This window comes from Erythrobacter insulae (assembly GCF_007004095.1).
In the GTDB taxonomy this organism is placed as follows: Bacteria; Pseudomonadota; Alphaproteobacteria; order Sphingomonadales; family Sphingomonadaceae; genus Erythrobacter; species Erythrobacter insulae.
In genome coordinates, this window is sequence record NZ_VHJK01000001.1 from 14,590 (window position 1) to 40,094 (window position 25,505).

The following is a 25,505-nucleotide window of genomic DNA, read 5'->3' on the forward strand; positions in this document are numbered from 1 at the left end:
GAGGACTAATGCCTCAAGCGAGCGGCGCGTTTAGGCTGCGGTTGCAGGATGGTCAACCATTGATGCACCGGTTTTAAAGCCGTTCATGTCCGCGGAACGCCGAGGTTTTGACCAGATCCCAAGGGCCGCCTTTATACAGATGCAATTCAAGCGCCGGGAAAGCGAAGCGTACTGGCTCCAAACCCGGCAGCAATTCGGCCTGCAGCGCCCTCGCCTCACGCTTTGTCACTTTGTTCTGGATTGTGATGTGCGGACGCGGTTCGTGAAGGTCTTGCGCTGTCAGGCTGCCGTGAAAATGCTCCGCGATAAGCTCGCGCAGGGTAAGCAATTGCGGACTGTGGAGCGCTATCGCGGTGCCGGTGTGCAAATCCATTATGCCGCTGACCTCGGCATCAGGCGAGGCGAATTCAGCGGTAAGACGCGGCAAGAAATCTTTCAGCTCATCCAGCAGCGAGGGCGCAAAGGAATGGAACATCGTGACATGCGCGTGCAGATGGTTGCGCTCTGCCGGATAGTGCGCGCGCCGCAGATTGTCCGCCCACCCCTGGATTGCAGGCGGTAATTTGGCAGTCAGGATAAACGGATTAGCCAACCGCCAAGCTTACATCTCGCCCCGCTCACGGCGCAGCTGATACCATTTTTCAACCGCCGCATTGTGCCCTTCCAAGGTCGCGTTGAATTCATGGCCGCCCGTTCCATCCGCGACCATGAAGAGATAATTATGCGGTTCAGGGTTGAGCACAGCGGCGATGCTTTCGCGGCCCGGATTGGTAATTGGACCTTCGGGCAGGCCAACCCGGGTGTATGTATTGTATCCGTTTACAGCCGCAATTTCGGATTGCCGGATGCGGCGGCCCAGCGGTTTGCCCTTGGTGATGGGATAAATAATCGTCGGGTCGGCTTGCAGCAACATCCCGGACTTTACCCGATTGGAGTAAAGGCCAGCCACAGTCCCGCGCTCTGCGGCCGTGCCTGTTTCCTTTTCCACGACACTGGCAAGGATCAGCGCCTCTCGCATCGTTTCAACGGCGATATTCGGCCCGCGTTTTGCCCATGCCTCGGCAAGGTAGGTGTCCATTGCGGTTTGCATCTGCTCGATAATTTCGCCGCGATCCTGCCCGCGCTCAAACGCGTATGTATCAGGCAGCACAGACCCTTCGAGCGGAACGTCGATGTCCCCCGTAAGCAGATCCTCCGCCATCAATTTCTCATAGACGAGGATGGAGGGCATACCTTCGGGTATCGTCACAAACCGCCGAACGACATCACCGTTCTGAAACGCGGCCAGAATATCGCCCTGGCTCATATCAGGAGTAAGCAAAAACTCGCCCGCCTGAATCGGATCGGATGAACCGAACAACCGTGCATTGATCAGGAAACCGTCGGATGATTGGATCAGCCCCTCATCCTCCAGCTTGCCTGCCACCGCGCTTAGCGATGAACCGGCCGGAATGACGAAAGGCGTTTCCTCCTTGATCGTGGCCCCGCCCATTGCGGCGGAACCAAAATACAGGCCCGCAGCAAGGACAACTGCCAGCAGTAGTGCGACGGTCCAGCCAAGCTTCTTCCCAAAAAAGCCCTTCAACGGATCAATCGACCTTCTGCATGATGAGCGAGGCATTTGTGCCGCCAAAACCGAAGCTGTTATTGAGAACGGCGCGCACTTCGCGCTTGCGCGCTTTCAAAGGCACAAGGTCGATGCCTTCGGTGCCTTCGTCGGGATTGTGCAGATTGAGCGTCGGCGGAACGATGCCGTCGCGTATGGCGAGGATACAGAACACAGCCTCAACCGCGCCTGCGCCGCCGAGCAAGTGGCCGATGGCCGACTTGGTCGAGCTCATCGAAGCCCCGCCCAGATCCTTGCCGAGCACACGCATCACGGCGGCCAGTTCGATCGTGTCCGCCATCGTACTGGTGCCGTGTGCATTGACGTAATCGATATCGCCGGAGCCAAGGCCCGCTTTCTTGAGCGCCATTTTCATGGCCAGCTCTGCGCCTTTTCCTTCGGGATGCGGCGCGGTGACGTGGTATGCATCGCCCGACAGGCCATATCCGGTAACCTCGGCATAGATCGTCGCACCGCGTGCTTTGGCGCGCTCGTATTCTTCCAGCACAATAACGCCAGCACCCTCGCCCATTACAAATCCGTCGCGGTCCTTGTCATAGGGGCGACTTGCCTCGGTCGGGCGGTCATTCATGCTCATGTTGAGAGCGCGCGCCTGCGCAAATCCTGCAATGCCCAGCGGGTTGATAGTGCCCTCTGCACCGCCTGCCAGCATGACGTCGGCATCATCCATCATGATCATCCGCGCGGCATCACCAATCGAATGCGCGCCGGTTGAACAGGCCGTTACAACCGCGTGATTTGGACCCATGAAGCCGTATTTAATCTGAACCTGACCAGTGATGAGATTGATAAGACGCCCGTGAACAAAGTGCGGGGAAACGCGGGCCGGTCCGCGCTCGTGCAGGACGATGCTTTCCTTTTCGATACCCGGAAGCCCGCCAATGCCGGATCCAATAGAGCAACCGGTGCGTTCTTTTTCGGCTTGCGTCATATCGGTCAGACCAGCATCTTCAAGAGCCTGGCCTGCGGCATCAATGCCATAAATGATAAACGGATCGACCTGCCGCTGAACCTTGTGATCAACGCGTTTGTCCGGGTCAAAACCCCATGGATGGTCTTTGTCTTTCACTTCGCACGCGATGGTGCATTTCTGATCGGATGTATCGAACCGCGTAATCTGACCCGCGCCGCTTTCGCCAGCGATAAGGTTCTTCCAACTGGTTTCAACGTCACCGCCCAAAGGGGTGACAAGCCCAAGTCCGGTTACAACAACACGGCGCATACCATTCTCCACAGCCCGCTTGGGCGTTATTTTATCTGATCCCGAAACACTACAGGCCCGCGACCCTGAATAAGGGTTCGGGCCTGTCGGTCAGCTGCCCGAAATACGGGCATGCCGGGGGCGATTAGCCCTTGTGCTCTTCGATGAATTTGGTCGCATCGCCGACTGTGCTGATTTTCTCAGCTGCATCGTCGGGGATTTCAACACCAAACTCTTCTTCGAAAGCCATAACCAATTCAACGATGTCGAGGCTGTCAGCGCCCAGATCATCAATGAAGCTAGCTTCTTGAGTTACTTTATCGCCTTCGACACCAAGGTGCTCGACAACAATTTTCTGCACGCGGTCGGCAGTATCGCTCATGTGTGTCCCTCTTAAATTCGGGTTGAAATAACAAAAGTGCCCTAAAGGCCGGTTCGATAGAGCGCAAGTGCCGATCACTCTTGCCCCCGCCCCCGCGTTTTCAAAAGAGCAGCGATACCCCCGCTGCGCAGCTTCAAATCGCGCTTGCCCGCCTATTTATGCGATGGCGTGGATATCACAAGGGTTTTACGCGCCCCAATCTCGCGAGATACCCGCATTCTGTAGCGTAAATAATCACGATGCGGACCTATTGGCCGGGCCGCTCGATCGTCTGAGGGCGAAAAGACTCGCCGGGCTGCGATGGTTCGGCAGGTTGCACCGGCTGCGTCGGAGGAGTTTGCGGCGGGAATGTTTGCGGCGGGAATGTTTGCGGCGGCGGAAATTGCGCCGGCGGGGCGCTGTTTGCCGCGGCAAGAAAAGCGGCACGGCGGTTCAGCTGATCTTCTCCGCGTTCCCAATTGTCGACACGGGCCATCGCTTCCAAGGTCATCGGTTTATTGGGTTCTGCATTCAGAGCGCGCTGATATGTTTCGCGAGCCATGCCGTATTCACCGGCGCGTTCGAAACACAGCGCGACGTTAAACACGACCGACGCCTGTCGCGGATACTTTTCGTCAAGCGCGCGAAATGCATCGCAGGCGGCATCTTCATTGGATTTCGTCAGCCGGAGAGCTTGTTTGAAAGCATCCCGATCCGGTTCGCTTAATCCCTTGCGCCGTTCAAGCACGCGGTAATCCGCGCGCAGGTATCGCGGCGCCAATTCATCGCGAACGCGGTCTGAAAACTGCTGAATCAGCACATTCGCCATTGCGCCGTGCGAGGGCCGCTCGGCTTCGTCAGTGCAGTACAATGTTGAACTTTTGAGTGTGTCGCGGGCGCTATATAAAACCTCGCCCGATCTCGCGACCAGCTCGATATCGGGGAAGAATGACATTTCATAGCGGCTGCAATCATAGGCCGTGGTTTTGTACTTGATGCAATTTTCCTCGGCATCTTTTGTCTCGCAGGTGCGCACCTGTTTCGGATCAACATCAGTCACCGAAGATTGCAAATCGCCTGAGCCTTGAATGACAGCCTCGACGCCCGGCGAACCAAATGCAGCGACATCAAACCACAGATCGCCATCGACACGAATACGTTCAAGCGCGGTCTTAAGCTCAAAACCAAGCTTCGCCCCCTGCGCCCCGTTCAGGTCATCAATCGCGATAATCTGATGCTCTACACCGGCATCGGAAGCGGCAGGCAGGTGGCCTTCGATCTTAAGCGTTTCCGCGTGGACAGCCGCCCCCGTGATCATAGCGCCTGCCATCGCCAATCCGGCAGTTTTGCGAAAAGCTGTCTGTGTCAAAACGGTCCCCCTTAAGTTTGCAATCACCATGGTATCGCAAATCGCTGCCGACGGTAAGATGAACCTGCTTGTTCTAGCCTGCTATTTTGCGCCGCAGCAGGGGGCCATGGCGCATCAGAACGGTCCATCGCAGCTCATGCCCGCTTTGGCGAACACTCGGAACGATCGTGCACGCCTAAGCATTAAGGTATTGAAAGTGCAGCGCATTTGGCGCGGCGCAAAAGATCAAAACTATCAAGGACACCTATGTCCCAGAATATTGAAACACTCAAAACACTGACCCAGATCACATACGATTCAGTCGAAGGTTACCGCACAGCAGCGGAAAAATCCGGCAGTTCAGCCATGAAAAAGGCGTTCGAACAGCGCGCAAACATGCGCAGTCAGACATTGGCCAAATTGAACAACGGCCTGCTGATGCATAAGGAAAAACCAATCGCCAGCGTCAGCCTGAGCGGATCGGTCCACCAGACATTCCTGAAAATTACCGAGGCAGTCTCAAACGGCGATAAAGCCGTGATTGATCGCGTCGATGAAGGCGAAGAGTTTATCGCCGAGAACTTTCGCAGGGTGCTGAATGATGACGAGGTGAAGGACATGGACTTGTCCATCCGCACCCTGATCCAGGACACCTATGGCGAAATCAGCAAGGGCGAACGTTTCGCCAACATGCTGGAGGCACAATTTGCGTAATAAGTCTTGCCGGTCACAACGGGCCGATCATGACGGGATGACGCCCCGAACGGGACGCGTCAGGGCGTTGAGCGCCCGCCTCTTCTGACAGAAGCGCTGTGCGCTCCGCCCCCTTTCCCGGCGACATGCATCGAACCAAAAAAGGCCGCCTTGCAGTTTTGCAGGGCGGCCTTTTCGTTTTCGTAATGGACCCTGCGCTCCGGCGTTTACTGCTCGGTTTCTTTCTTGGGAGGTTCGATTGTGCGCAGGAACAGCTCGCGCAGCTGCGCTGACTCTGCCTTGCTCGGCGCGCTCATCATCAAATCTTCGCCCTTCTGGTTCATCGGGAAAGCAATCACTTCGCGGATCGCCTCTTCGCCCGCCAGCAGCATCACGATCCGGTCAATACCCGGAGCCGATCCGCCATGCGGCGGCGCGCCCAGTTTGAAGGCTTCGATCATGCCGCCAAATTCACGGTCGACGTCTTCCTTGCTGTATCCGGCGAGCTCAAACGCTTTGTACATGATATCCGGACGGTGGTTCCGGATGGCGCCGGATGACAGCTCATAGCCGTTACAGACAATGTCGTACTGCCACGCCTTGATCTCCAGCGGGTCCATATTTTCCAACGCGTCCATCTCGCCCTGCGGCATGGAGAACGGGTTGTGTGAAAAATCGACCTTCTTGTTGTCTTCGTCCCACTCATACATCGGGAAATCGACGATCCAGCAGAATTTGAAGCAATTCTGCTCGATCAGCTCAAGCTGCTCGGCGATCTGGGTGCGCGCTGCGCCAGCCAGTTTCGCGGCATCCTTTTCCTTACCAGCGGCAAAGAACAATCCATCATCAGGGCCAAGGCCCAGCTCATCATACAGATCCGCCATCAGATCGGGACCGTGGTTCTTGGCAATCGGACCGCCGAACTCGCCGCCTTTACGCGTGACATAACCGAGCCCTGCAAAACCTTCGCTGCGCGCCCAATTGTTCATGTCATCGAAGAACTTGCGGCTTTTCTCGTTGGTTTTGGGCGCAGGGATCACACGAACCACGCCGCCGCCGCCAACGATTTTCTCAAACAGGCCAAAACCCGATTTTTCAAAGTGGCTGGTGACATCGCTGACGATCAGCGGGTTACGCAGATCCGGTTTATCCGTGCCATATTTCATCATCGCTTCGGCATAGGGGATGCGCGGAAAGCTGCCCGACGGGGTTACGCTGTAACCGCCCGAAAATTCCTCAAACGTGCCGGCAAGCACCGGCTCAAGCGCCTGAAACACGTCTTCCTGTGTGACAAAGCTCATTTCAAAATCGAGCTGGTAGAATTCGAGGCTGCGATCGGCGCGCAAATCTTCATCGCGGAAACACGGCGCAATCTGGAAATACCGGTCAAACCCGGACACCATCAGCATCTGTTTGAACATCTGCGGCGCCTGAGGCAGCGCGTAAAAATTGCCCGGATGCATACGGGACGGCACAAGGAAATCACGCGCGCCCTCTGGCGAAGACGCGGTCAGAATAGGCGTTTGAAACTCGGTAAAGCCCTGCCCGGTCATCCGGTTACGCAGCGACGAAATTACCTTTGACCGCAGCACGATGTTGCGGTGCATGGTTTCACGCCGCAGGTCGAGGAAACGGTATTTAAGCCGGATTTCCTCGGGATATTCCTGCTCGCCTGCGACCGGCATCGGCAATTCTGCGGCTGCGCTTTGAACGGTGATCGAACGAACGAACACTTCAATCTCGCCAGTGGGCAGATCTTTGTTCACGGTTTCGGGCGTGCGCGCTTTCACATCGCCATCAATCGTCACCACAGATTCGGCACGCAACCGTTCAAACACAGCCAAAGCGGGCGAATCTTCATCCGCGACCAGCTGAGTGATTCCGTAATGATCGCGCAAATCGACGAACAAAACGCCGCCATGATCGCGTTTACGATGAACCCAACCCGACAAACGGATCGATTCTCCGACATTTTCAGCGGAAAGCTGTGCGCAAGTGTGTGTGCGATAAGCGTGCATCTAAACTCTTGTCCTGTTTAAGCGTATGGCCCAAAGGACCACGGCGCGAGCGCGCCTGCTATTAAGTGGGGCTTTATATGCCCTGTTTATGGGCGCGCTAACAGGGCAAGACCTGCACTTTGTCAAGTGAAGCGTCTGGTCAAACAGGCCACTGGGAAGGGACCCGAGAGCGGCACTCCGCTCAAAAAGATACAAATGCTATGAAAATACATGATCTGATTACCACCACCGAAGCTCTCACCGATCTGTGCGAGCGCCTCTCAAAATCCGAATTCGTCGCTGTGGACACAGAGTTCATGCGCGAGAATACCTATTGGCCGGAACTCTGCCTGGTGCAGATCGCCAATACAGAAGAAGCCGCCGCGATCGATCCGCTGGCGAGTGGCATCGACCTGACCCCGCTGCTCAATCTGATGTGCGAGAATGACGAGGTCCTGAAAGTCTTTCATGCCGGCGGTCAGGATGTCGAGATTATCGTCAACCTCACGGGCAAGACACCCTATCCCATATTCGACACGCAGATCTCGATGATGGCGGTGAGCCAGTCCGAACAGATCGGCTATGCCAATCTGGTTGAAACGTGGCTTGGCATTACCGTTGATAAAGGCGCGCGGTTTACCGATTGGAGCCGCCGCCCGCTGACCGAACGCCAGATCGAATATGCGATTGGCGATGTGACGCACCTTTCTGTGATCTTTCCAAAGATCCTGCAAAAACTGATCAAGACCGAGCGCGGCAACTGGCTCAACGCGGAGATGGAAAAATTGGCCGATGCGAGCAATTACATCATCGATCCGGACAATTCCTGGAAACGGATCCGCTCACCGGGGCGCAATCCCACCGTTCTGGGCCGGTTGAAAGCGCTGGCGGCATGGCGCGAAGGCGAAGCGCAGCACAAAAATATTCCGCGCGGCCGGATCATGCGCGATGAAACACTGGCTGACATTGCCAGCCACCCGCCCAAGAAACAGGCGGATCTGGGCAAGGTTCGCGGGCTTTCCGCGGCTTGGAAAGACAACGATATCGGCAAACGCATGATGAAAGTCATCGCCGAGGCAGAACCTTTGCCGAAAGAGGAAATGCCTCTGAAAATGAAGCGCGGCGCGCCATTGGGAAAAGAAGGCGCGCTGGTCGCCGATCTGCTAAAATTGCTGCTTAAAATCCGCGCCCGCGAAATTGACGTGGCACCGCGCCTGCTTACCCGGGCAGACGAGATGGAAGCCCTTGCCGCAGGCGTACGCGAGCTGAAAGTTCTCGAAGGCTGGCGCTATGACGTGTTCGGCAAGGATGCGTTGGAACTGGTCGAAGGAAAGCTCGCTTTTGCGGTGCAAGACGGCAAGCTGAAAATGACGCATATCGATGATATGCAAGCCAGCATGGAAGAAGCGCTGGCGGCAGAGTAGCGCAAACCGATGTCGACCTACCTTCCCACCATCAAACAGCTGCAATATCTGGTCGCGCTGCATGAACACGGCCATTTCGGCCGCGCGGCCGATGCCAGTTTTGTGTCACAATCGACACTGTCCGCGGGCATCCGCGAGCTGGAATCGCTGCTCGGTGTGACTTTGGTGGAGCGCAGCCGGCGCGTGGTGCGTTTCACCTCGCTTGGCGAGCAGGTTGTGACCAAAGCGAACAAGCTTCTGCGCGAGGCGGAGGAGCTGTCCGATTTGGTGCAGGCGGCAGGAAAGCCGCTTTCGGGCCAGCTGCGGATGAGTGTGATCCCGACGATAGCGCCGTTCATGATCCCGCGCCTGCTGCCACGGCTGAGAAAAGAACGCCCCGATCTGCAATTGATGCTGCACGAAGAAACGAGCCACGATGCGCTCGATTCGCTTCAGCATGGCCGGGTCGATTGCGTGCTGCTCGCGCTGCCATTCGATACAGGCGAGATCGCGTTAGAGCATATTTCAGACGACAGGTTGTTTGTCGCGTTTCCCAAAGACGATCCGCGCGATCCTCCGGCGACCATCCCGCCTGACATGATCGACCAAGGGCGGTTATTGCTGCTCGAAGACGGGCACTGCATGCGCGATCATGCGCTGGCAGCCTGCAACCGCAGCGAATTGCGAGCCAGCGCCAGCATGATCGGCACCAGCCTGCACACACTCGTTCAGATGGTCGATCACGATCTCGGGCTTACCATGCTTCCTGAAATGGCGATTGATGCCGGAATCCTGAACGGCACCGATGTTGTGGCCCGCCCGGTCGAAAGCGAGACTGCAAAGCGTGAAATCGCGCTGGCATGGCGGAAAAACTCCCCGCGAGAGGCCGATTTCAAACTGCTCGCTGAGGAATTGAGAGCGGAGTAAGGCTTTGTCGCGCCGCTGTTTTCGGGCATAGGTCGCGATAATATGGATGAACCGGCAGAGCTTCCCAAAACGGCATATAGCGGCTTTTTGCTGGCTATGCTTGCAACTGTGCTCTGCGCCTTCGCCTACCTTGTCTATGGACCGGGTCTGGAAAACGGATTTGCGGGTTTCGGCGCATTGTTTGCGATTCCTTTTGCCATCGGTGCGCTGATTGGCGGGCTGGGTTGGGCCTCTTACAACACGATCGGGTGCCTGATCGCGCCAGTGGCGCTGTTCGCGATACTATTTCCGCTCGTCTATTTTGGCGTCGGCGAGGGACTCGTTTGCATAATGATGGTGCTGCCGTTCTGGCTCGCCGGCGGGATCGGAGGCGCGCTTGCGGCTCTCCTGATCAAAATTCGGCGCGAAGAGGCCGAACAGGCCGAACAGGCCGCAGATGGAGGTACGCGGCTGAAAGTTTCCGCTGCGCTTTTGATCCCGTTCGCCGTCATCTTTGCCGAGGAGATGGCCCCGCCCCAATGGCAGACACGCAGCGTCAGCCGCTCTGTCACAATTCAAGCGAGCGCGGACACGGTTTGGTCGATGCTGATCGCGGTGCCTGACATTGCCGACACCGAAGGCACGGCAACTTTCGCTCATGATCTGATCGGGATACCCCGCCCCAGCGATGCCGCCCTCGTCAAACGCGGCGACACTCTGGTGCGCGAGGCGGAATGGGGGCCGGACATCCGGTTCGAAGAACATGTCGACGATATCGTTTCTGGGAAGCGGATTGCGTGGACGTTTGTATTCCCGGACGGGTCTGTGCAGGCGCATACTGACAAGCATATCGACCCCGATGGCCCCATCCTGAAAATCGCGCGGGGCGGATACACTTTAACCCAAACTGGCCCGAACGAAGTCACGTTGAACCTGACAACCAGTTACCAGATGCGCACTCGGCTGGGATGGTATTTCGAATTGTGGGGGGAGGTGCTGCTGGGCGATGTGCAAGGCAATGTGCTGGCCGTGATCAAGACGCGGGCTGAGGCGTAATTATTCCTCACCGCGCGAACACAGCGATCAATCCATATGCTTCAAACCGACCCGCAGGTAATCCCAGCCGGTGATTACAGTCAGCACCGCCGCCGCCCATAGGCTGCCCAGCCCGATAATGTGAATATAGCTTTCCGCGATGCTTGTGCACGGCTCACCCAGTGATTGGCATGGTTGGCCGTGAACAGCCCCGCCAAGGATAAGCGCGCCGAGCGCCATCAGCTGAAACGTGGTTTTCCATTTGGCCAGCGCAGACACCGGCACCGAAACCTGCAAACCGCCCAGAAATTCACGCAGGCCCGACACCGCAATTTCGCGAATCAGAATCACCAGACCGGCAATCACGTGCATATCGCCAACATAGGGCCCGCGCAGATATCCTTGTGCGGTGAGGATCAACAGCACGGTTGCCACCATGATTTTATCCGCAATCGGATCGAGGAAGATACCGAGTTTCGACACCGTCCCCTGAGCGCGGGCGAGATATCCGTCAAAAAAATCGGTGATCGCGATCAGCGCATACAGGCCGAATCCGATCGCATATCCCAGCCGCCATTCCGGCCACCACAGGAAAAATGCCAGCAATGGCAGGGCGAAAATACGCGAAAGCGTAAGGATGTTGGGTAAGGTCAACATATGTTGCAAAGCCCTAGCGTCACTTTTTCCCGCGCAAAAGTCACCTTTCGCGTTTGTGAACGCTCTTGTGAAAGAACACGTAACGTCTATCTGGGAAAACAGAGGAGCATTTCCGACCCATTTGTATGACCACATCGACGCGCCTCTTAACCCGCAAACGCTTTATGCCTTTGATGGTCACGCAGTTTTTCAATGCGTTTAACGACAATCTTTACAAGACCGCCTTGGTCCTGTTCGTCGTTTACTCTGTCTATAACGATGAGAAACAAGAGGCATTTTTTAGCGGCATAGCATCGCTATTGTTTATCCTGCCATTCGTGCTGTTTTCGGCGCTTGCCGGGCAACTGGCCGATACGCATGACAAGGCAGCGATCATTCGCCGGGTAAAATTGTGCGAAATCGGCTGGGCCAGCCTTGGCGCGATCGGGTTGTTTATGGCGTGGCAGGGCATCGCCGTGCACACTTTCGCCATCCCGCTGCTTTTGGGCGTGGTCTTTCTGGCTGCCGTGCAATCCGCGTTTCTCGGCCCGATCAAATACGCGATCCTTCCGCAGCACCTTAAAAAAGACGAAGTGCTGCCCGGAACCGGGCTAGTGGAGGCAGGAACCTATATCGCGATCCTTACCGGTACGATCCTGGCCGGGTTCATGATCGACGCGATCGAATATGTCATTGGCCTCATCATCCTGACCGCAATCGCGGGATACTTCGTCAGCCGCTGGGTTCCGGATGCCCCGCCTCAGGGCAACCATGAACTGCATTTCCCGCTGCTCGAACCGTATGCCGAAAAAGTGCGCAATCCGGTTCTGCGCTGGCTCGGATACGCACCGGTCGCCATCGCCGATCAAATTGTGATGAGCTGGAAACTGGTAAAGAAAACGCGCGACAATCGCGAAATCTGGTTCGCCATTATCGCGATCAGCTTTTTCTGGACGATCGGCGCGGTCCTGTTCATTCAATTCCCGCCTCTCGCCAAAAACCAATTGCTCGCCACACCCGAAGTCGCGAGCCTGTTTCTGGTGATCTTTTCCGTCGGCATTGCGGTGGGTTCGGTTGCGATCAACGCTTTGTTGAAAGGCGAGGTGTCCGCCCGATACGCGCCAATTTGCGTCGTGATCATGGGCTTTTTCCTGATCGGGTTCTATTTCGTATCGCGCGCATGGATCCCGAATGAAGCGGGCGAATTGCTGCCCATTCAATTGTGGATACTCGAACCGCTGGCAATCCCGCTTTCGCTGATCCTGTTGGGCATTTCGACAGCGGGCGGGATGTTTGTGGTGCCGCTTTATGCGTTTCTTACCACGCGCTGCGCACCGGACGCCGCATCGCGGACAATCGCGGCGAACAATATCGTCAATTCTTTGGCGATGGTGATCGGATCTGCGGTGGCCATTGGCATGACAGCACTGGGCATACCGGTTGCCGAACAATTGCTGCTGGCTGCGGGAATGACCGTGGTGTCGGCATGGCTGGGAAAAAAACTGCACGCCGCCGAAATCGCCGCCGCGCCAGCTTTTTCCTAACCGGAAACAGCTTTAGATAATAAAGGCGAGCACCGCTGCGGTCACCGCAACATAGGTGGTTGCAAAGCCGCGAACGTCATCAGCGGTCAGCCGCCACAGCGTTTCGGCGGGAATGACATTCAGATCGGCCTTTACGCTTGGCGGAAGGCTAGCGCGAAACGGGTGGCGACATGTTTCATCGGTAAGGACTAGGCTGCGACGCATATTCTCTCTCGGAATGTATGTGCTTCGACCGGTGTGTTACGCGATTTTAACAATTTCTTAACCCCTTGCCCCCGGATCGCTTATCCCCTGTCACAGAGCGGGACAGAAGCGGCGTTTTGCTAACCATCTTTGCTGTGATTGCCCTTCGTCCCTGCCCCCGCTAAGCGCCGGTGACGGATCGAAAAGGTTGGGGAGAGACGGATCGTGGGCACAACGTTGAAAAGCGCTGCACAATTGTTGGTGGAATGCCTTGCCGAGCAGGGTACAGATCGCATCTTCACGGTACCCGGAGAAAGCTTTCTTGCGGTTCTGGATGCGCTGCATGACACAGCCGCCATCGAAACCGTCATTTGCCGTCAGGAAGGCGGAGCTGCGTTCATGGCCTGCGCAGATGGCGCGATGAACGCCGCTGGGTCCGGGCGCCCCGGCATCGCTTTCGTCACGCGCGGCCCCGGCGCCACCAATGCCAGCATCGGAGTGCATGTCGCACATCAGGATTCGCAGCCAATGATCCTGTTCGTGGGCGATGTTGCCCGAAATATGCGCGACCGGGAGGGTTTTCAGGAGGTTGATTTCAGCGCCTATTTTGGGCCCATTTGCAAATGGGTCACGCGCATTGATGATCCGGCCCGTATTCCAGAATATATCGCACGGGCATACTCGGTCGCGATCAGCGGGCGGCCCGGTCCGGTCGTTGTCGCGCTGCCCGAAGATATGCTGTGTGATCACGTAGACGATGCAATTGCGCCGCGCCCTTTCACCACGCGGCCGCCGCAGGCGGTTTGTCCCGATGCGATGCAGGCGCTGTTCGGCCTGATTTCAGACGCAGCCAGCCCCATTGCGATTATCGGCGGCGCTGGATGGAACACCAAAGCGCGCGATCACTTTCAACAATTCGCCGAGAATATTGGACTGCCCGTGGCAACGGCGTTTCGCCGTCAGGATGCGATCTCTCCGGATTCCGCCGTTTATGCCGGAAATATGGGATACGGACCCAATCCCAAACTGGTTCAGCGGGTGAAGGACGCAGACCTGATCATCGCAGTCGGAGCGCGATTGGGAGAAGCAACAACAGACGGGTACGAAGTCCCGACTTTGGAACATCCCGATCAATTGCTGGTCCACATCCATCCCGACGCAAACGAACTGGGCCGGGTTTACAAAACCGATCTTGAGATGTGCTGTTCGGTTGATGAATTCGCCGAAGCCGCTGCTTTGTGGGAAGATAGCGCCGTGATCCCGTTTGACGCCGGGGCGCAGGCCAATCGAGAATGGCGTGAATGGGCAAGCGCCGCGCCGTCAGAAACCGCGCCCGCGCTTGATATGGCGGCCTGTGTCACGCACATGCGAGAGGCGCTGCCCAAAGACAGCATCATCTGCAACGGCGCAGGCAATTTTGCCGGATGGTGGCACCGGTATTGGCGCTATGCAGGGTATCCCAGCCAGCTCGCGCCAACCGCTGGCGCGATGGGATACGGTGTGCCCGCCGCTGTCGCTGCGGCTTTGCGTCATCCCGAAAGACAAGTGGTCGCCGTGGCGGGCGACGGTGATTTCCTGATGAATGGTCAGGAACTCGCCACAGCCGTTCAGCACGGTGCCAATCTGCTTGTGCTGGTGATCGACAACGGAGCATATGGCACGATCCGTATGCATCAGGAGCGCGAATACCCTGCGCGTGTTTCCGGCACGCAGCTATCCAATCCCGATTTTGCCATGCTTGGCGCGGCCTTTGGCGGGTGGAGCGCGGTGGCCACTACAACGCAGGAATTCATCGATGCTCTGGCACAGGCCCAGACACGCCAGGGTTTGCGGCTGATCCATATGAAAATCGATATCGAACAGCTCGCGGCGAGCGGCGCAACGGTCAGCGCCCTGCGCGCCAAAGCTTAGGGTTTAGCCCTCCGCCATCTCGCAAATCCATTTCCATTCATCCGGCTTGATCGAGGCGACCGACAGGCGGGACAACCGGACAAGATCGCAATCCTGCAGTCTGGGCTCTGCCTTGATCTGTTTTAGCGAAACCGGATTATCGAATTTGCATTTGGGTTTGACCTTTACAGCCGCCCATTTGCCCGTCTCGTCAGTGGGATCGAGGATATCCGCGACGCTGACTGTGCAGATCCCGACAATCTCCAACCCCTCTCGCGAGTGATAGAAAAAGCATTCGTCGCCGACATTCATCGCTTTGAGATTGTTTTTGGCAAGGTGATTGCGGACGCCGTCCCACGTGCCCTCTTTCTCGGCCACCAAATCGTCCCAGCTGTATTTGAACGGTTCGGATTTAATCAGCCAAAATTTCTGCTCGGCCATGAATAGCGCTCCTGATCGATTGCTGAAGATGCGGCATCTGCCTAGCCACGCAGACGCATCGCGGCCAGCCCTTGGCGCGCTATCCACCAGAATTAACCCGATTTTTATCGAAACGCGGCATTAACGCCGGATCACGACCCCGATTTCGGGATCTCCATTTAATCGGGCTGGCAATCCCCGGGTAAAGCGAAGCAGGAACGGTGACTGAAAAAACGACCAATCATCGCTTTGGAAGCGCGGAAAAAGACATGGTTGCGCTCGGCATTGCAACGGCTGCGATCATCATGTTCGTCGGCACCGGCGGAACTGTTCTGCCCAGTGTGATCGACGCGATTTTTGCCGATGGCAAGGGTCCCGATAAACTGCTGGTCAATGCGCTGCTTTTGAATATCGCGCTGATCATCTTTGGCTGGCGCCGGTATCGTCAGCTCGTTTTTGAGATTTCCGAACGCAGACGCGCCGAGGCGCAGGCGCGCGAACTGGCCGAGATTGACCCGCTTACCGGATGCCTGAATCGCCGAAGCATGAGCGCCGCGACCGATCAGCTTCGCGAACGCGCCGCCGCGCGCGGGCATGCCATCGCGTATGGCATGATCGACCTCGACAATTTCAAACAGATCAATGATATGCACGGCCATTCGATTGGCGACGATGTGCTTGTGATACTGGCCGAAAGAATGCGCGAACAATTGCCTGAAAATGCCATTTTGGCGCGGCTGGGCGGTGACGAATTTTCGTTTGTCCTGTCCTATGATCCGGCACATCGGAACCGCATCGATGAACTGGTCATCCGCATGTTTGATCACGTAATTCTGCCGTTTCGCCTGAAAACTCTGGTGATCGATGCAACCATGTCGATTGGTGTTGCAACAGATCAAGATGGTGGCGCGCAAAATTTCGCTGTCACCAATTCCGATGAGCTGATGCACCGCGCGGATATCGCAATGTATCACGCCAAAAAGCAGGGAAAGAACCGCTATTTCTGGTTTGAATCGGCGATGGAAAACGAACTGCGTTTCCGCAACGAAATGGAATCGGGCATCCGGCGCGCACTGGAAAACGACGAATTTGTGCCATTCTATGAACAGCAGATCGACCTCACGACTGGCGAGCTGTCCGGTTTTGAGATGCTTGCCCGGTGGCAGTCCCCGGAATTGGGCCTCGTCAGCCCCGATATCTTCATTCCGATAGCGGAAGAGATCGGTATTATCGCCGACCTGTCCGAACAATTGATCGGCAAAGCCTTTGCCGATGCGCGTTTGTGGGATGAAAACCTGACTTTGTCAGTCAACATTTCGCCGGTGCAGTTGCGCGACCCATGGTTCGCCCAGAAACTGCTCAAAATGCTGGTTGAACACAATTTCCCTGCACAGCGCCTGGAAATCGAGATCACCGAAAGCTGCCTGCATGACAATGTGGGAATGGTTCATTCGATGATCACCAGCCTCCGCAATCAGGGTGTTTCCATCAGCCTGGATGATTTTGGCACCGGCTATTCCAGCCTCGAACAATTGCGGTCATTGCCGTTTGACCGGCTGAAAATCGATCGTTCTTTCGTTAGCGAACTGCGCCACAACAAAAGCGGGCGAACCATCGTCGATGCGATTGTATCGCTTGGCAGAGGCCTTGATCTGCCGATTACGGCCGAAGGCATCGAAAGCGAAGCGATCCTCGAAACGCTCAAAAACCTTGGCGATTTCAAGGGACAAGGATACTATTTTGGCAAGCCCGAACCATCAAACGCGGTGTTTGACCGGCTGCGCCGCCTGAACCTTTTGGTGGGCGAATCCAGACCGGAGCTGTTGTTGGAAAACGTGGCACAATCGCAGGAACCGCAGCGCGCGAACGCCCAGCTTTAAAGGCCTGCGCACCAGCGTTCATCAGCCATAGACTAGACGCCGGGCAAGCGGGTGCATAGATGCACCAACACTATGCGCGTCCCCTTCATCAAAATGCATGGCCTCGGCAATGATTTCATCGTGCTCGACGCGCGCGAAACCGCCCTGCCCGCAATTCCGAGCAATTTTGCCAATCGCCTTGCCGACCGCCGCGAAGGGATCGGCTGCGATCAACTGATCGTGCTTGAACCGAGTGATACGTGCGATTTTCGTATGCGCATTTTCAATTCCGATGGCAGCGAAGTCGAAGCCTGCGGCAATGCCAGCCGGGCGGTGGCGTTGCTGCATGGGCAACCTGCCAAGGTCGAAACCGGCGGCGGCGCGATCACGCTTGAGCCGGCAACCGGCGGCGCAAGCGTCGATATGGGCAGCCCCAAATTCGAATGGGACGCGATCCCGCTCGCTTATGCGATGGACACAGCGAACATGCCAGTCGGTTGGGACATGCTGGATGCACCCATGGCCGTGAATGTCGGCAATCCGCATGTGATCTTTTTCACAGACGATGCGGATGCGGTCGACCTTGCGGCAATCGGCCCGGCGATCGAAACCGATCCGCTCTTTCCAGAACGCATCAATGTGAACGTCGCGAGCATTGCGGGCGACAACCACCTGACCCTCCATGTATGGGAACGCGGTGCGGGCCTGACGCGGGCCTGCGGCACGGGCGCCTGCGCAACCGCTGTGGCAGCGATCCGCAAAGGTATCGCGAAAAGCCCCGTCACCGTTACCCTGCCCGGCGGCGATCTCAACATTGCATGGGAACAAGGCGGCACGATCCGCATGACCGGCCCCGCGACAGAGGCATTTCGCGGCACCTTCGAATGGGACGATTATTCGTGAGCGCGCCCGCTGAAATCAAGCCGGAAGTGATTTCACTGGGTTGCCGCCTGAACCTCGCCGAAAGCGAGCGTATGCGCGCGATGCTCGCCGACGCGGGCGATGTTGTAGTGGTGAACTCCTGCGCGGTCACATCCGAAGCCGTGCGCCAAACCCGTCAGGCTATTCGCAAGGCGCGGCGCGCGCGGCCCGACGCACGCCTGATCGTCACGGGCTGCGCTGCGGATATTGAGCGGGACCAGCTGGCCGATATGCCCGAGGTGGACGGGTTGATCGCAAACGAGCGCAAACTCGATCCGCGCAGCTGGAACGCGCCTGTCGCCGAAACGCCGATTGCGCCGACCAAAACACGCGCCTTTATTGCGGTGCAAAATGGCTGCGATCACGATTGCACATTCTGCGTCATCCCGCAGGGGCGCGGCAAAAGCCGTTCGCTGTCTATCACAGAGGCGCTTCGCGAAGTGGAACAACACCTTGCCCAAGGCGCCAAGGAAGCTGTCCTTACCGGAGTGGACCTGACGAGTTGGGGACATGATCTGCCAGGCGAACCGAAACTGGGGGCGCTGGCTGGTGCGATTTTGGCCGAGTTCCCGGAACTTGCCCGGCTGCGCCTGTCCTCTCTCGACGGGATCGAGATTGACGAGCAGTTGTTTGAACTTTTCGCCAGCGAACCACGCGTGATGCCGCACCTTCACCTGTCATTGCAGCACGGCGCGGACCTCATTTTGAAACGGATGAAACGCCGCCATTTGCGCGCCGATGCGGTCGATTTGGTGCTGGGTTTAAAGGCCCGCAGGCCCGAAATCACGGTCGGAGCCGATCTGATGGCGGGTTTCCCGACAGAGACTGACGCGCATCATGCTGATAACGTTTCGATCATCACAGAGCTTGGGCTTGCGCACGGCCATATTTTTCCATTCTCCCCGCGCCCTGGCACCCCAGCGGCGCGGATGCCGCAAATGGACCGCTCCATAATCAAATCGCGCGCCGCCGAATTGCGCAGCGCGGTATCGGATGTGCGCGCCGCATGGCTTTCCAGTCTTGTGGGTGAAACACTGCCCGTCCTCGCCGAGCGCGACGGAACGGGCTATGCGCCGAACTATGCCCGTGTGCGTCTGTCCGAAGATACACAGGTAGGCGATATTGTGAATGTGACCGTGCGCGGGATCGAGGAAGGCCTGTTGGTATGAGCGAGACGAGTTGGAGCGAAAAGCTGCTTGGCGGATTTCGCAAGACGTCTGACCGGCTCAGCGAAAACCTCGTTGGTATCGCTGGCGGGGGTAAGCTGGATGATGGAACGCTCGACGATATCGAAGATGCGCTGATCATCTCCGATCTTGGCCCTGCGGCGGCGGCGCGCATTCGCGATAAGCTTGCCAATAAACAGTTCGGCAAAGAGATCACCCAGAACGAACTGAAAGAAGCCGTTGCCGAAGAAATCGCAGAGATCCTTCGTCCGGTTGCAAAACCGCTTGAGATAACCGCCTTCCCGCGCCCGCAAGTCATCCTTGTTATCGGCGTCAACGGGTCGGGCAAGACAACGACGATCGCCAAACTTGCGCATCTTTTTACCGAAGATGATTACGGCGTTTTGCTGGCGGCGGGCGACACTTTCCGCGCTGCGGCCATTGGACAGCTCGCCACATGGGCAGAGCGTGCCGGCGTAGACATTGTGCGCGGGCCGGAAGGCGGCGATCCCGCTTCCATTGTGTTCGATGCGGTCAAGCAGGCCACCGACACCGGAATAGACGCGCTGGTGGTGGACACCGCCGGACGGCTTCAGAACAAACGCGAGCTGATGGACGAGCTGGAGAAGATCCGCCGCGTTCTGGGGCGGCTCAACCCGGAGGCTCCGCATGATGTCGTGCTTGTGCTGGATGCAACCAACGGGCAGAACGCGCTGTCACAGATCGACGTTTTCAAAGAAGTCGCGGGCGTCACCGGTCTGATCATGACCAAGCTGGATGGAACCGCGCGCGGCGGTGTTCTGGTCGCCGCAGCCGAACAATATGGGCTGCCGATCCATGCCATCGGTGTGGGTGAGAAAATGGAAGACCTGCGCCCGTTCGATCCCGACCTTGTCGCCCGCGTGATTGCAGGAGTGGCGTAATGTCAGACACTGAAAAACCCAAATCCGGCTGGCTCAATTTGCTGGTCGATTACGGCCCGCTGCTGATATTCCTCGCAGTGTTCAAACTCTATCCCGTGCCCGCAGACACGCAATTCGGCGAAGTCGCGCCGGTCATCTATGGCACCATCGCCTTTATGGTCGCAGCGGTGATTGCATTGGCTTTCAGCAAGCTCAAACTTGGGCATGTATCGCCTATGCTATGGCTGTCGACCGTGCTGATCGTAGGTTTTGGCGCGCTGACCATATTCTTTGGCGATCCGCGGTTTGTGCAGCTTAAACCGACGATAATTTACGGCATTTTCGGCGTCGCGCTGATCGCTGGTTTCGCCATGGGCAAACCGTTGCTCAAAATCCTGCTGGAGGCCGCATTTGAAGGCGTCGACGAACATGGCTGGCTCAAATTGTCGCGCAATTGGGGCGTGTTCTTTCTCGCGCTGGCTGGCCTTAACGAAGCGCTCGTCGCCTATATGACTTTCGAAGGCTGGCTATGGGCAAAGCTGTGGGTGTTCATGCCGATCAGCCTGATCTTCACGATGGCCAACATCCCGATGCTGCTCAAACACGGGCTGGATGTGGGACAGGAAGACGACGTAATCAAAAACGAGCCACCAACGGCTTAAAACGCAAGGGGATTTCATGGTTCGACTATTCGCCGCGTCGCTTTCAACGATTGCGGTTCTCGCCGCGCCCCCTTTAACCGCTGCTCCCTCGCCTCCCATTCCGATGAGCGAGACAGAACAATCCGCGCCTGCGTTGCCGCCGATCCTCTCCATGCGGGAACGCGCCAAGGTGATCGACGGTATCCTTGCCGAGCGGCTGGACACCGTGATTCCCCAGATCATGCGCGAGGAAGGCGTCGATCTGTGGCTGATGATGAGCCGCGAATATTTTGAAGAGCCGGTGGTCGCCAGCATGCTCGATGCGAAAAGCATGTCGGCGCGGCGGCGCACCATCCTGATCTTTCATGATCCGGGCAATGGCGCCCCGATCGAACGCCTGACGGTCAGCCGCTATGGCCTTGCCGGATTGTTTGAGCCGTCTTGGGCACCCGAGGACGAGCCCGATCAATGGCAGGCCGTTGCCGACATCATCGCCGCGCGCGATCCGGCGAAAATTGCGATCAATTATTCCGATATCACCGCTTTTGGTGACGGTATGACGCACAGCCAGTTTATGGCGATGAGCAAGGCACTTTCGCCTGAACACCGTGAGCGGATCGTTTCGGGCGAAACATTAAGCGTGCGCTGGCTGGAAACGCGCATCGCATCAGAAATGGAGCTTTACCCATCCATTGTGCGCACCGCCCATGCGATCATTGCAGAGGCGTTTTCCCGCAAGGTTATCACCCCCGGCACAACAACCGCCGCCGATGTCCAATGGTGGTACCGCGATCGGCTCGCAAAGCTGGGCCTGACGCCGTGGTTCCACCCCAGCATCGGCATTCAGCGCGAGGGGGCACAAGGTATGCTGGATGGCGACACTGTGATCCAGCACGGCGATCTTCTCTGGACCGATTTCGGCATCACCTATCTGCGGCTCAACACCGATACTCAGCACCTCGCCTATGTCCTGAAACCAGGCGAGACCAAGGTGCCCGCAGGCCTTGCCGCTGGCCTTAAAAATTCGAACCGCGTGCAGGATATTCTGGCCGCCAATTTCGAGGTTGGCCGCCCCGGTAATGTCGCCATGCTGAAATCGCGCAGTGAAGCCATTGCCGAGGGGCTTGATCCCTCAATCTATACCCATCCCATCGGTACACACGGCCACGGCGCAGGCCCCGCCATCGGGTTCTGGGACAATCAGGAATACGACCCGCGCGGCGCAGGCCCAATCAATGCGAACACCGCATGGTCAATTGAACTGACGACCTATGCCGAAGTGCCCGAATGGGGCGGACAACGCGTGGATTTCCGCACCGAGGAAGACGCGTTCTTCGATGGCAAAACCGTGCGCTATATCGACGGTCGTCAGACTGAAATTACGGTGATTGGCCCGCAATAAAATAATCGAAAAGGCCATCCCATGATCCGAAGCCTAGAAATATCCGGCCCACCATCATGGACATGAGCATGATCAGCAAGATCACCCAAACCAACATGACACCGGTCGTGAGCCTCCAGCTTTTGGGAGGCAATCCCTGAGCCAGGAACGTTGCGATTCCGGCGACATTTACGCAGACTAGATTCACAGCAAACAGGAACACCGCCCCTGCGCCTGCTGCCGGAAAGCCTGCGCCGGTATATATCCCTGCTGCGGTTAAAGGCGGCACCAGCGCAACCGCCACCATCACGCCAACCAGTGATAAAGATGTGCCGCGGCTAAATGCGAGGACTCCGGCTGCACCGCAAGCCAGCGCAAGCGCAATATCAGCAGGCTGGACAAGCGTCCGGTTTCTGAGCTCGGGGACCAGCGGATCAATCTCGACAATCATGCCAACGATGACGCCAGACAGAACGGCCAGCACACAGCCGATGCCCAATGTTACGGCGGCCTGTAGGCCCAGCCTCCGATTGCCCACGGTCGCAGCCAATGCCAGCCCCATCGTCGGACCGAGCAAGGGGGCGATAATCATCGCCCCAATCACAACGGCGGTTTGGCCACTGCGCATTCCCAATCCAGCGATGACAGCAGAAAGGGCCACAGTCAGCAAATATGACGGGCGGACATGCAGGCTTTCCTCGATGTCGTCATACAGCTCGTCCGTGCTCAACCGGTCGCGGCTGAAAAACCGTTCCAGCCGTGTGGGTGGCGGCAAATCGGATGACAGAGCCAGCTCTGTTTCCGCAGTTTCCTCCAACGTTGGCAATACCGCTTCAAGCTTCGCGACATAGGCCGTGAACGCCGGCACATGCCCAAACGCATCGTCCAAATCGACAAGCAAGCGGTCGGTATAACGCTGTTGGACGATGCAAGTGTACTTTTCGTGCTCGCCGGGCACGGTTTCGCGCCAGAACCTACGCGTGTGGCGCGGCAATATCGTTTCGAGAACCTCGATTTGATCCTCGGGCAGATACACCTGAACAATTCGTGACGACATTGGGTAACCCAATCACAGACGCTTTACGCGATCGTCCTAACATTCCGGGACAGATTAATCACGCGCGCTATACGCAGGCTTGGGTGAATGGAAAAACGCTCGTGCCGATTGCCGACCCAATCCAATTTCCTACACGCCGTGGCCGCGTCATAATGCCTGCGGTTCTTTGACAATTGTATTCTTATACGGCCCAGAAGTTGGAACAGTGTCAACTGTTTCCAACTTGGCTAAGTTTCTGAAGTTTCAAATGAAACACCTGTAGGCACCGGGTGACATGTTGGAGAATGTGTCAACCGAATTCAACGAATGTCAGTCGCGCTAAATCTCGACCTGACTGCCCAATTCCACCACGCGGTTGGTGGGCAATTTGAAGAAATCCATCGCGCTGGCTGAATTTCTCAGCAGCCAAGCAAATATCTTTTCACGCCAGATCGGCATACCAGGCTTGTCACTCGCCAGCAGCGTTTGCCGCGACAGGAAGAAGCTGGTGTGCATCATGTCAAACTCGCCGCCACACCGCTCCATTTTTTTCAGGCCAAGCGGCACGTTGGTCTCTTCCATAAAGCCATAATGCAGCACCGCGCGGTAAAACCCGTCGCCCATATCGGTGAATTCGCAGCGCGCTTCGGGATCGACATAGGGTTCGTCCTGAATATCGATGGTCAGGATCACGACGCGTTCATGCAGCACTTTGTTGTGCTTGATATTGTGCAACAGAGCCGAAGGCACGCCGGAATTGCTGGATGCCATGAAAATCGCTGTTCCGGGCACGCGCAAAGCGGAATTTTTGGCGCTCTTGGCAAAGATTTCCATGGGCAGGGCGTGCTCGCTCATCCTCTCGCGCATCAACTTGCGGCCCCTTGCCCACGTTGTCAGCAGCGTAAAGGCGACAAGGCCCACCACAAGCGGGAACCAGCCCCCTTGCGGCACCTTGGTCAGGTTCGCGGCGAAATAGGCACCGTCAACGATCAGGAACAGCAGCACAACCGGCGCCGCGTACCACCATTTCCATTTCCACACCCCGACCAGCAAAACCGCCATCAGCAGCGTGTCGATCGTCACCGCTCCTGTGACTGCAATGCCATAGGCGCTGGCAAGGTTGGATGAATTCTGGAATGTCAGCACAAGCAGAATGACTGCGATCATCAAAGCCCAATTGACGAACGGGATATAGATCTGTCCGCCTTCGGTTTCGGAAGTGTGGCGGATATTGAGGCGCGGCAAGAAGCCCATCTGGACCGCCTGATGCGTGATCGAAAATGCGCCCGAAATGACCGCCTGGCTGGCGATAAAGGTTGCCACCGTAGCCAACAGCACGAGCGGCAGCCTGAATTCTTCAGATGCAAGAAGGAAAAACGGGTTCTTGACCACTTCGGCGGCTTGATCAGCCGGAAGCCCCGCAATCATCGCGCCCTGACCGAAATAATTGAGAAGCAGACAGGGCATGACAAAACCAAACCACGAAAGCCGCATCGGCCCGCGTCCGAAATGGCCCATGTCGGAATACAGTGCCTCGGAACCGGTCACAGCCAGCACCACGGCGCCCAATGCAAGGAAGGCAACCAACCCATCTGTCACAAAGAACATCACCGCATAATACGGGTTCAGCGCCCAAATGATGTCCGGATTTTGGATGATTTGCCATCCACCCAATGCCGCGATCACGGTGAAATAGACGATCATCACCGGCGCAAACAGCGCGCCGACTTTGGCCGTACCGCGCGCTTGCAGCATGAACAGGCACACGAGCAGCGCAAGCGCGATTGGAATAACGTACGGCTCCAGCCCTTGATCTACCACGGTCAATCCCTCGACCGCGGAAAGCACCGAGATTGCGGGCGTAATCATGCTGTCGCCATAGAATAGCGCAGTTGCAAACACCCCCAGCAGAACAACCAACCAACCATAGCTGGTCTTTCCGATATGCTTTGACAGCAACGCAACCAGAGCCAGACTGCCGCCCTGCCCTTTGTTATCGGCGCGCATCAGGATCGTGACATACTGGATCGAAACAACCAGCAACATCGACCAGAAAATCAGGCTGACGACCCCGAGCACATGCATACGGTCGATCGCAATGCTGGCGGTCCCGGCAAAGGTTTCACGAAAAGCGTAAAGCGGGCTGGTACCGATATCGCCGAATACAATGCCGATCGCGCCCACAGCCAAGGCGGGTTTCGACGCGCTATGTCCGTGCCCCCCGCTGGGTGCGTGGTGCGCGGGTGCCGCTTTTACAGGTGCTGTGTCGCTCATATCCGTTGGATTTCCCGAGGTCGGTACCGCCCTTAAAACGCATCGCAGAATTGCCGCGATGCATCCGTCGAAATGCGGCTC

23 protein-coding genes are annotated in these 25,505 nt (G+C 57.1%); 12 read left to right on the forward strand and 11 right to left on the reverse strand.

Annotated features, from left to right (window positions below):
* Window positions 1-73: 73 nt before the first annotated feature.
* From FGU71_RS00050 to FGU71_RS00070, 5 genes are all read right to left on the reverse strand, one after another.
* Entirely contained in the window at window positions 74-592 is a 519-nt protein-coding gene (locus tag FGU71_RS00050; protein ID WP_142786679.1) for a 2'-5' RNA ligase family protein, read from the reverse strand.
* Between the two features lie 9 nt (window positions 593-601).
* The gene (gene mltG, locus FGU71_RS00055) at window positions 602-1,621 is read right to left on the reverse strand and encodes an endolytic transglycosylase MltG (RefSeq protein WP_142786680.1); all 1,020 of its coding nucleotides are present in this window, start codon (window positions 1,619-1,621) and stop codon (window positions 602-604) included.
* The gene (gene fabF, locus FGU71_RS00060; RefSeq protein WP_142786681.1) at window positions 1,590-2,849 is read right to left on the reverse strand and encodes a beta-ketoacyl-ACP synthase II; all 1,260 of its coding nucleotides are present in this window, start codon (window positions 2,847-2,849) and stop codon (window positions 1,590-1,592) included. The genes mltG and fabF overlap by 32 nt, the downstream gene beginning before the upstream one ends.
* Before the next feature lie 124 nt (window positions 2,850-2,973).
* On the reverse strand, window positions 2,974-3,210 hold the full coding sequence (locus FGU71_RS00065) for an acyl carrier protein (RefSeq protein WP_067596821.1): 237 nt from the start codon (window positions 3,208-3,210) through the stop codon (window positions 2,974-2,976).
* 247 nt (window positions 3,211-3,457) lie between these two features.
* Window positions 3,458-4,558: a hypothetical protein gene (locus FGU71_RS00070; RefSeq protein ID WP_142786682.1), complete on the reverse strand. Its 1,101-nt coding sequence runs from the start codon at window positions 4,556-4,558 to the stop codon at window positions 3,458-3,460.
* A 246-nt stretch (window positions 4,559-4,804) separates the two neighbouring features.
* Between FGU71_RS00070 and FGU71_RS00075 the strand changes: the two genes are divergently transcribed.
* Window positions 4,805-5,251, forward strand: a complete 447-nt coding sequence (locus FGU71_RS00075) for a PA2169 family four-helix-bundle protein (RefSeq protein WP_142786683.1) — start codon at window positions 4,805-4,807, stop codon at window positions 5,249-5,251.
* 206 nt (window positions 5,252-5,457) lie between these two features.
* On the opposite strand, the gene aspS is transcribed toward FGU71_RS00075, so the two are convergent.
* Entirely contained in the window at window positions 5,458-7,248 is a 1,791-nt protein-coding gene (gene aspS / locus FGU71_RS00080) for an aspartate--tRNA ligase (RefSeq protein WP_142786684.1), read from the reverse strand.
* Window positions 7,249-7,448: 200 nt separating this feature from the next.
* Here aspS and rnd point away from each other — a divergent pair, with 200 nt between their 5' ends.
* Genes rnd through FGU71_RS00095 form a run of 3 tightly spaced genes read left to right on the forward strand, consistent with a single transcriptional unit; the run spans window position 7,449 to window position 10,592 of the window.
* A complete protein-coding gene (gene rnd, locus FGU71_RS00085; RefSeq protein WP_142786685.1) occupies window positions 7,449-8,651 on the forward strand; it encodes a ribonuclease D in 1,203 nt (400 codons plus the stop codon).
* 9 nt (window positions 8,652-8,660) lie between these two features.
* The gene (locus FGU71_RS00090) at window positions 8,661-9,557 is read left to right on the forward strand and encodes a hydrogen peroxide-inducible genes activator (protein ID WP_142786686.1); all 897 of its coding nucleotides are present in this window, start codon (window positions 8,661-8,663) and stop codon (window positions 9,555-9,557) included.
* A 42-nt stretch (window positions 9,558-9,599) separates the two neighbouring features.
* A complete protein-coding gene (locus tag FGU71_RS00095; protein ID WP_142786687.1) occupies window positions 9,600-10,592 on the forward strand; it encodes a hypothetical protein in 993 nt (330 codons plus the stop codon).
* Window positions 10,593-10,619: 27 nt separating this feature from the next.
* On the opposite strand, the gene pgsA is transcribed toward FGU71_RS00095, so the two are convergent.
* Window positions 10,620-11,228 (reverse strand): CDP-diacylglycerol--glycerol-3-phosphate 3-phosphatidyltransferase, encoded by a 609-nt coding sequence (pgsA, locus tag FGU71_RS00100; protein WP_142786688.1) that lies wholly within the window; start codon window positions 11,226-11,228, stop codon window positions 10,620-10,622.
* Window positions 11,229-11,353: 125 nt separating this feature from the next.
* Between pgsA and FGU71_RS00105 the strand changes: the two genes are divergently transcribed.
* Complete coding sequence (locus FGU71_RS00105) at window positions 11,354-12,751, forward strand: MFS transporter (protein ID WP_142786689.1); 1,398 nt, start codon at window positions 11,354-11,356, stop codon at window positions 12,749-12,751.
* 12 nt (window positions 12,752-12,763) lie between these two features.
* Here FGU71_RS00105 and FGU71_RS00110 read toward each other — a convergent pair whose 3' ends face one another.
* The gene (locus tag FGU71_RS00110; protein WP_142786690.1) at window positions 12,764-12,955 is read right to left on the reverse strand and encodes a hypothetical protein; all 192 of its coding nucleotides are present in this window, start codon (window positions 12,953-12,955) and stop codon (window positions 12,764-12,766) included.
* 204 nt (window positions 12,956-13,159) lie between these two features.
* Here FGU71_RS00110 and FGU71_RS00115 point away from each other — a divergent pair, with 204 nt between their 5' ends.
* The gene (locus tag FGU71_RS00115; protein WP_142786691.1) at window positions 13,160-14,845 is read left to right on the forward strand and encodes a thiamine pyrophosphate-binding protein; all 1,686 of its coding nucleotides are present in this window, start codon (window positions 13,160-13,162) and stop codon (window positions 14,843-14,845) included.
* A gap of 3 nt (window positions 14,846-14,848) precedes the next feature.
* Here FGU71_RS00115 and FGU71_RS00120 read toward each other — a convergent pair whose 3' ends face one another.
* Window positions 14,849-15,265, reverse strand: a complete 417-nt coding sequence (locus tag FGU71_RS00120) for an EVE domain-containing protein (RefSeq protein WP_142786692.1) — start codon at window positions 15,263-15,265, stop codon at window positions 14,849-14,851.
* Window positions 15,266-15,465: 200 nt separating this feature from the next.
* Between FGU71_RS00120 and FGU71_RS00125 the strand changes: the two genes are divergently transcribed.
* The 6 genes from FGU71_RS00125 to FGU71_RS00150 all read left to right on the forward strand — a co-directional run bounded on the left by FGU71_RS00125 (window position 15,466) and on the right by FGU71_RS00150 (window position 22,135).
* Window positions 15,466-17,124 carry a putative bifunctional diguanylate cyclase/phosphodiesterase gene (locus FGU71_RS00125; RefSeq protein WP_234035564.1) on the forward strand — a complete coding sequence of 553 codons (1,659 nt, stop codon included), beginning with the start codon at window positions 15,466-15,468 and terminating at the stop codon, window positions 17,122-17,124.
* Between the two features lie 72 nt (window positions 17,125-17,196).
* Window positions 17,197-18,006 carry a diaminopimelate epimerase gene (gene dapF / locus FGU71_RS00130; RefSeq protein WP_142786693.1) on the forward strand — a complete coding sequence of 270 codons (810 nt, stop codon included), beginning with the start codon at window positions 17,197-17,199 and terminating at the stop codon, window positions 18,004-18,006.
* Entirely contained in the window at window positions 17,988-19,193 is a 1,206-nt protein-coding gene (locus tag FGU71_RS00135; protein WP_234035565.1) for a MiaB/RimO family radical SAM methylthiotransferase, read from the forward strand. Before dapF ends, FGU71_RS00135 begins: the two co-directional genes overlap by 19 nt.
* Entirely contained in the window at window positions 19,190-20,113 is a 924-nt protein-coding gene (ftsY, locus tag FGU71_RS00140; RefSeq protein ID WP_142786695.1) for a signal recognition particle-docking protein FtsY, read from the forward strand. Before FGU71_RS00135 ends, ftsY begins: the two co-directional genes overlap by 4 nt.
* Window positions 20,113-20,754 (forward strand): inner membrane-spanning protein YciB, encoded by a 642-nt coding sequence (locus FGU71_RS00145; protein ID WP_142786696.1) that lies wholly within the window; start codon window positions 20,113-20,115, stop codon window positions 20,752-20,754. Before ftsY ends, FGU71_RS00145 begins: the two co-directional genes overlap by 1 nt.
* A 16-nt stretch (window positions 20,755-20,770) precedes the next feature.
* Window positions 20,771-22,135, forward strand: coding sequence for a M24 family metallopeptidase (locus FGU71_RS00150; protein WP_142786697.1), 1,365 nt, complete (start codon window positions 20,771-20,773; stop codon window positions 22,133-22,135).
* Here FGU71_RS00150 and FGU71_RS00155 read toward each other — a convergent pair.
* Together FGU71_RS00155 and FGU71_RS00160 are read right to left on the reverse strand one after the other, a co-directional pair.
* Window positions 22,113-23,171: a TIGR00341 family protein gene (locus FGU71_RS00155; protein ID WP_142786698.1), complete on the reverse strand. Its 1,059-nt coding sequence runs from the start codon at window positions 23,169-23,171 to the stop codon at window positions 22,113-22,115. The genes FGU71_RS00150 and FGU71_RS00155 overlap by 23 nt on opposite strands.
* Before the next feature lie 318 nt (window positions 23,172-23,489).
* The gene (locus FGU71_RS00160) at window positions 23,490-25,424 is read right to left on the reverse strand and encodes a potassium transporter Kup (protein WP_142786699.1); all 1,935 of its coding nucleotides are present in this window, start codon (window positions 25,422-25,424) and stop codon (window positions 23,490-23,492) included.
* Window positions 25,425-25,505 lie beyond the last annotated feature (81 nt).